This window comes from Luteibacter sp. P4_E6, assembly GCF_056401535.1.
In genome coordinates, this window is record NZ_JBFUJE010000185.1 from 1 (window position 1) to 7,385 (window position 7,385).

Here is a 7,385-nt window from a genome sequence, read left to right on the forward strand (position 1 = left end):
ATAAGTACACGGCCGCGCAGCGGCCTTTCCGGTACGAAACGCGGAGGACGTGTCTGAGCAGCGAGGGTGGGCACCGAAGGCTCTGCGCCTCACCCCTCCAAGCGAACGCGTTACAAGGCGGCGGCCAGGCGCGTCGCCTTATCGATCGCGCGCTTCGCATCCAGCTCCGCCGCGACGTCGGCACCACCTACCAGCCTGACATCCACGCCGCGCGCCACGAGTGCTTCGTGCAACTGCCGGTTCGGCTCCTGTCCTGCGCAGACGATGACGTTGTCCACCTCGAGCACCTGTGCCTCGCCGTCAATGGTGACATGCAGGCCGGCGTCGTCGATGCGGTCGTACGCCACGCCGCCCACCATCGCTACCTTCTTGTTCTTCAGCGTCGCACGATGGACCCAGCCCGAGGTCTTGTTCAACCTTGCGCCAGGGCGTCCCGCCGTGCGCTGAAGCAGCCAGATCTGCCGTTCCGATTTTTCCGGTCGTGCGGGCATGAGGCCACCCGGCGTCGCCATGGTCATGTCGACGCCCCATTCCTTTGTCCAGCGCGCGATGTCGGTGCTGGGGGAGGGCGCCGCTTCACTGAGGAATTCGGCCACGTCGAAACCGATGCCGCCGGCACCGATGATCGCGACCTTGTGGCCGACCGCGGCGTTGCCATGGAGAACGTCCAGATAGGACAGCACCTTTGCATGGTCCGCACCTGGGAGATCGAGCGGGCGTGGAAGCACGCCGGTCGCAAGGATCACGGTGTCGAAACCATTGCCGGCGAGCACTTCGACGGTGGCATCGGTGCCGAGGCGGCACTCCACGCCGGTCTCGTCGAGGCGATGCCTGAAGTAGCGTAAGGTCTCGCTGAATTCTTCCTTGCCCGGAATGCGCTTGGCCATGTTGAACTGGCCACCGATTTCGGCGGCGCGGTCGAACAACACGACGGCATGACCACGCTCGGCGAGTGTCGTGGCGGCGGCGAGTCCGGCGGGGCCGGCGCCCACGACGGCGACGCGCTTTTTAGCGAGGGCTGGGGTGATGGTGAGTTCGGTTTCGTGGCAGGCGCGCGGATTCACCAGGCACGATGCGCGACGGTTCTCGAAGACGTGGTCGAGGCAGGCCTGGTTGCAGGCGATGCAGGTGTTGATCGCCGCCGGCCGGCTTGCCTTCGCCTTGTTGACCCACTCCGGATCCGCGAGCAACGGGCGCGCCATGGAGACCATGTCGGCATCGCCATGGGCAAGGATCTGTTCGGCCACGTCGGGCATGTTGATGCGGTTCGTGGTGACGAGCGGGATGCCGACTTCGCCCTTCATGCGCCGTGTCACCCAGCTGAAGGCGCCGCGCGGCACGCTGGTGACGATGGTCGGGATGCGCGCCTCATGCCAGCCGATACCGGTGTTGATGATCGTCGCGCCGGCTGCCTCGATGGCCTTGCCCAACGTGACGATGTCGCCCCATGGCTGGGCATCGTCCACCAGGTCCAGCATGGACAGGCGATAGATGATGATGAAGTCCTTGCCTACGGCTTCGCGCGTGCGACGCACGATCTCGATCGGGAAGCGCATGCGGTTCTCGGCCGAGCCGCCCCAGCGGTCCGTGCGCTTATTAGTCCGGGCGGTGAGGAACTGGTTGATCAGGTAGCCTTCCGAACCCATCACCTCGACGCCGTCGTAGCCCGCGTCGCGCGCGAGCTTCGCGCTGCGCACGAAGGCGTCGATGCTGCGCTCCACGCCGCCGGAAGAAAGCGCGCGTGGCGTGAACGGGGTGATCGGCGACTTGATCTTCGACGGCGCCACCGAGAACGGCTGATAGGCATAGCGCCCTGCATGAAGGATCTGCATGCAGATCTTGCCGCCCTCGGCGTGCACGGCGCGCGTGACCTTGCGATGCCGGCCCACGTGCCAGGGCATCGACATCGTTCCCGACATCGGTTTCAGCCAGCCCTGGATGTTCGGCGCGATGCCGCCGGTGACGATGAGGCCGACACCGCCGCGGGCGCGCTCGGCGAAGAAGGCGGCGAGCTTGTCGTAGTCCCCGGCCTTGTCCTCCAGGCCCGTGTGCATGGATCCCATGAGCACGCGGTTGCGCAGCGTGGTGAATCCGAGGTCGAGCGGGGCGAGGAGGTGCGGATAGGACACGGCGGGATCCGGGTTCAAACGATCGTTCGAATGATCCACGTAACCGCCGTCCGGGGCAAGGGCGACAGCACCAATAGGGCTCCGGACCAGTGGCGTTACGGCGTGTATCACGGCGTTTACAAAAGAAGGGGGCCGTTCAGTTTGCGAAATCGGGGAAATCCGCATGGGACGGGGGTCTCTCGGCAGGCGCGACACCGGGCACGCAACTTGCTCTCTCTTGTGACCCGGAACGTTGGCAGGGCGTCCGGCTTTCCCGCAGAAACAGGGGTTTCGCGTCGCTCACAGGAGACTCTCCCATGCGTAAGACTCTTATCGCCACGGCGATCTGCCTCGCTATCGGATTCGCACTGCCGGCCATGGCCGACGATACCCAGACGGGATCGTCAGGCGCATCGGCCCAACGTAAATCGATTGCCGTGCAGTACTCAGACAGCTCGACATACTCGGACAGCTCGACCCACTCGTGGGCCGATAGCTCGACCCACTCGAACACCAACACCACGTCCGGATCGTTCAACACCACCAATGCCATCGCCAATGGCGTATTGAACGGAACGGTCAGCGGTGTCACGACATCCGGTAACGGCAATGTCGCCTCGAACTGGGGCAACGCCAATGGCGGCAAAGGCGGTTCGGGCGGTGACGGCTACGGCGCCAAAGGGTATGGCGGCAAAGGCGGATCCGGTGGTGATGGTGGCAACGCGCGTGCTCGTGGCGCTGTCGGTGGCGACGGCTCGTCCGACAACGGCAGCGCCGGGTCCATGAGCGCATCGGCCGGTGGCAGCGCGCACGGCAACGGCGGCGACGCCTCCGGCGACGGCGGCAATGCACGGTCGCGTGGTGCCGGTGGCGGCGCTCCAACGGGTGGCTCAACGGCTAGCACGGGTGGCGGAAGCGCCAGCACGGGCGGTGCCGGCACGTCTGGTGATGCGACCGCGACGGCGACTGGCGGCGCAGCTACCGGCGGAGCGGGCGGCGAAGCCCTTGCATCGGGCGGCGCAGGCGGAGCGGGTGCGGCCGGCGGTAGCGGCACGGGCGGCAACGGCAATGGCGCAAGCGGCGGTACCGGCGGCAACGGCGGCTCGAACAACGTCAACGCCGGTGACTTCAACATGTCGAACAGCTTGAGTGGTGCAGGTGCGGGCGCAGCCGGCATCAGCAACTTCGCGCAGAACAGTGGCGCGGCGTCGTTGATTCAGCAGGGTGTGAACGTCCAGGCCAACCTCAGCGTAGGCAGCGCTCCGTAAGGCAAGCAAGAACGAAAGCGACGGGAACCACGGAGCGCCTCGCGCGCTCCGTGGACATCCAAAAGGAACGAACGTCCTTGCTGGAGAACACCCATGCCGAACCACCCGATTCACCGCGTGCCCGTTGCACTGGCTGCGATCTTCGCTGCCTGCGCGAGCATGGCCGCATACGCCACACCGCCCCCCGGAGAGGAGCCTCCACCGTCTTTCGGCGCGGCCACCCCGGTCGATCAACTGAAGGACATGAGCGGCGGTACCAACACCACCAACAACGTCAACAACCAGGCCCTCAACGGCACGATGACCGACACGGAGGCGAAGGACAATTTCAGCGCGGGCAACATTGTTTCCGGTGGTTCATTGACGGGCTCCGCGGGCTTGCCGACGGTGATCCAGAACTCCGGCAACAACGTGCTCATCCAGAACTCCACGATCCTCAACATCAGGATGAACCAGTGAGGACGGCCTGCACCGTCGCCCTGCTTTTCGCGCTTGCCGCCACACCGGCGGTCGCGATGGGGGCAGAGGTGCAGACCAGTCCGGGTACGTCGTACCCGCTGCACCTGACGAGCCTTAAGGAAGCGCGTTTCCGCAACACGATCCGGCAGAAGTACGACTTCAGCTGTGGCTCCGCCGCGGTGGCCACGCTGCTCACCTACCAGTACGGCTATCCCATCGACGAGCAGTCCGCTTTCGACGTCATGTACAACAACGGCGACCGCGCCAAGATCGGCAAAGAGGGCTTCTCCTTGCTGGACATCAAGCGGTTCCTCGCTTCGCGCGGTTTCGACGCCGACGGCTTCGACGTCCCGCTGGAAAAGCTCGATGTTGAAGGTATCCCTGCCATCGTGCTGATCAACGAGCGCGGCTACCACCATTTCGTGGTGATCAAGGGCTACAAGAATGACCGTGTGCTGGTCGGCGACCCCGCACGCGGCACCCGTTCGATGTCGAAGCGCCGCTTCGATGCGATGTGGAATAACCACGTCGTCTTCGTCATCCATAACGAACGAGACCGCGCCATTTTCAACAGTCCGCGCGACTGGGCGGTCGCTCCTGCATCACCCATGTTCGAGGGCATCGAGCGTAACGGCCTCAGCCCCATCGTCATGCCCAAGCGCGGACCGGGGGACATATGAAAACCCGCCCCATCCTTTTCGCCGTCGTATTCGCCAGCGGCGCCTGTGCCGCCACGCAGGCGGCCGACTTTCMGATCAACCACGCGGTACCGGACGCCACCCTGGACACGATCCGTGGCGGCTTCGACTTCGGCGACAACCTCGTTGCCTCCTTCGCGCTGCAGCGCACGGTGCTCATCAACGGCATGGAGGCGATGCAGACCACGGTCTCGGTACCCAACATTGCCAACATCACGGCCCAGCAGGCAGCGCAGTTGCAAAGTGCCTTGCAGACCACCGTGATCAATGTGGGCAGCAGCGCGGTGAGCACTCCGCAGACCAGTAACGCGGCACAGGCCAGCGCTACGGCGCAGTCCGCGGCGTCGGTGCCGGCCATGAGCGTGCAGGCGCCGGCGGCGGCATCGGCGTCGATCAATCTGCCCGCTTCCGTCACGCCCGGCCTGATCATCCAGAACACGCTAGACAACCAGGCCATCACGGCCACCACCACGATCGACGCGTCGGTGAACTCGGCACGCATGCTTCAGAACATGCGGATTTCGGAAGCAGTCAACGACGCGGTGGTCCAGTTCCGGGGGAATTAAGCATGTATCGCAACGGCAGGGTGATGCAGGCAAAAACATGTGCGGGTGCTCTTGCGTTGGCGACGCTTCCGATGTGGATCGGAGCGTGCCTGGCGCAGGAGGCCAGCGCGAGCAGCAGTAGCAGCACGGTCGATCCGGCACTGCGCGAGAAGATCGAGGCGCAGGGGCGACGCATCGATGCGATGCGCAGCAAGATGGCGGAACAACTCGCCGAACTCGAGCAGATGAAGCGCGAGCTCGCATCGCAGGAAGTACAGTACAACGACCTGCGCAAGGCCATCGGCATGAATGCGCTGGAGGAGGCGCGTGGTGGCTCGGCCGCCGTCGCGGGCACGCAGTCGGCGCCGCAGGACCAGCAAGCCCMGCAGGACCAGCAGCCGGGTGCACCTGTTCCGGGAGCGCCGCCTGCACAGGCCTCGCAGCCCGTGGTCGCGACGAGGCCGGTCGGCAGGCGACCCGCGGAAGACGACCGCCCGCCGGAAGTCGCGCCGATCTTCGACCAGCCCGGCGTGCTTACGCCCAAGGGCAAGCTCATCATCGAACCCTCGTATCAGTACGGCTATTCGTCGAGCGACCGCGTGGCGCTCGTCGGCTACACGGTCATTCCGGCCATCCTGATCGGCCTGGTCGACGTACGCCAGGTGAAGACGACGACGCAGACCGGTGCCCTGGCGTTCCGTTACGGCCTGACCAATCGCATGGAACTCGAAGTGCGCGTGCCGTATGTCGATACCCACACCGATACGATCAGTCGCGAGATATTCACCGGCACCGCCCAGGACAACCTGTTCACCACCAGTGGCAAGGGTATCGGCGATGTCGAAGCCACGTTGCGCTATCAGCTCAACGATGGTGGCGCGGACAAGCCGTACTACGTTGGCTGGTTCCGCGCAAAATCGCGCACCGGTCGCGATCCGTTCGAGGTCACCAGTGATTGCGTGACCCGTTGCGTGGAGAACTTCACCGGCACCGGCTTGCCCCTGCAAAGCCCCACGGGCACGGGTTTCTATTCGGCGCAGGCAGGCGTGACCTGGTTGTATCCCTCCGATCCGGTCGTGTTCTTCGGCAATCTCAGCTATCTGCACAACTTCGAACGCAAGAACGTAAGTCGTAACGTATTGCTCGCCGGCAAGCAGTTTCTCGGGGACATCAAGGCGGGCGACATTGCCGATATCAGCCTGGGCATGGGCCTTTCGCTCAACGAAAAGGCATCCATCAGCATCGGTTACGACCAGGCATTTGTCGGTCGCACGCAGCAGAACGGCGATCCGTTGCCGGGATCGGCGCGTGTGACCCTGGGTTCGCTGTTGATCGGCGGTTCGTATCGCTTCAATGAAAAAGAGACCTTGAACGTGACGCTGGGCGTTGGTGTCACTCGCGATACGCCAGATACAACCATCACGGTGCGCGTACCGATCACGCTCTGAAGTACACACAATTCATTCACTCTTCTGAACGCGTTTCAAACACGCGCGAATTCGCGTGCACGCGGTGCACACATCCTTGCTCGTTAATATTTCGATGGGGGTTCGATCAAAAACAAAGACCTTGGCAGGGAGTTTCAGACACATGCGCAACCGTCATCATCGTTTCGGCAAGGCCACCGCGGGCCTCGCCATCGCCACACTCGCTGTCTTCGGTGCCACTGCGCATGCGCAGGACAGCAACAAGAAATCCCAGTCGCCAGCGCTCGACAACATCAGCCTGTGGGTCGGCGGTTACTACACGAACAACGACACCAACATCGGCGGGAAGACGAGCTACCTAAACACCAGCGGTAACGTGAATCTCGAGAAAGATCTCGACTTCAAGAAGCACAAGACCGTACCGCGCGTACGTCTAGACTTCCTGATTGGTGAGCACCAGGGCTTCAGCTTCGACTACTACGAAGTGAATCGCTCGCATTCGAAGACCCTCGAAGAGAACGTCGAATTCCTCGGCCAGCCCATCGATGCTGCGGCGGAAGCGAGGGGCAACCTGAAGTTCACCTTCGGCAGCGCCGCCTACAAGTGGTGGTTCGGCACCGGTGACGACGTCTTCGGCCTCGGCCTGGGTGCGGCGTATTACAAGGTGCACGCCAGCGTTTATGGCAGTGCGACGATCAACGACGAGACCGCCGCGTCGGGCGCGACCGCCAACGAAAGCGCCTGGGCGCCGAACCTGCAGATCGGCTGGCGCCATGCGTTCAACGAGCAGTGGCGCATGTACTTCAACGCCTCGGGTGTGAAGAAGAACGGCGGTGAACTCAACGGCCACATTTTCGATGCTGCCCTCGGTGTCGAGTAT

Annotated in this window: 7 protein-coding genes; 6 read left to right on the forward strand and 1 reads right to left on the reverse strand. The window is 63.8% G+C overall.

Features of this window, described 5'->3' with window-relative positions; all coding sequences use genetic code 11:
- Nucleotides 1-110: 110 nt before the first annotated feature.
- Nucleotides 111-2,147: an oxidoreductase gene (locus AC1DT2_RS12370; protein ID WP_477296555.1), complete on the reverse strand. Its 2,037-nt coding sequence runs from the start codon at nt 2,145-2,147 to the stop codon at nt 111-113.
- 278 nt (nt 2,148-2,425) lie between these two features.
- On the opposite strand from AC1DT2_RS12370, the gene AC1DT2_RS12375 reads away from it, so the two are divergent.
- From AC1DT2_RS12375 to AC1DT2_RS12400, 6 genes are all read left to right on the forward strand, one after another.
- Nucleotides 2,426-3,376, forward strand: a complete 951-nt coding sequence (locus tag AC1DT2_RS12375; protein WP_477296545.1) for a hypothetical protein — start codon at nt 2,426-2,428, stop codon at nt 3,374-3,376.
- 93 nt (nt 3,377-3,469) lie between these two features.
- A complete protein-coding gene (locus tag AC1DT2_RS12380; protein WP_477296547.1) occupies nt 3,470-3,835 on the forward strand; it encodes a hypothetical protein in 366 nt (121 codons plus the stop codon).
- On the forward strand, nt 3,832-4,515 hold the full coding sequence (locus AC1DT2_RS12385; protein WP_063571753.1) for a C39 family peptidase: 684 nt from the start codon (nt 3,832-3,834) through the stop codon (nt 4,513-4,515). Before AC1DT2_RS12380 ends, AC1DT2_RS12385 begins: the two co-directional genes overlap by 4 nt.
- A complete protein-coding gene (locus AC1DT2_RS12390) occupies nt 4,512-5,099 on the forward strand; it encodes a hypothetical protein (RefSeq protein ID WP_477296549.1) in 588 nt (195 codons plus the stop codon). Before AC1DT2_RS12385 ends, AC1DT2_RS12390 begins: the two co-directional genes overlap by 4 nt.
- Nucleotides 5,100-5,101: 2 nt before the next feature.
- Nucleotides 5,102-6,526 carry a coiled-coil domain-containing protein gene (locus AC1DT2_RS12395; RefSeq protein WP_477296551.1) on the forward strand — a complete coding sequence of 475 codons (1,425 nt, stop codon included), beginning with the start codon at nt 5,102-5,104 and terminating at the stop codon, nt 6,524-6,526.
- A gap of 142 nt (nt 6,527-6,668) precedes the next feature.
- Nucleotides 6,669-7,385: hypothetical protein (locus AC1DT2_RS12400; RefSeq protein ID WP_477296553.1), on the forward strand; the 717-nt coding region annotated here is incomplete at its 3' end.

Bases quoted from the DNA above. Each gene is read 5' to 3' on its own strand.
- AC1DT2_RS12375 (WP_477296545.1), top strand. From the start codon at position 2,426: ATGCGTAAGACTCTTATCGCCACGGCGATCTGCCTCGCTATCGGATTC.
- AC1DT2_RS12380 (WP_477296547.1), top strand. From the start codon at position 3,470: ATGCCGAACCACCCGATTCACCGCGTGCCCGTTGCACTGGCTGCGATC.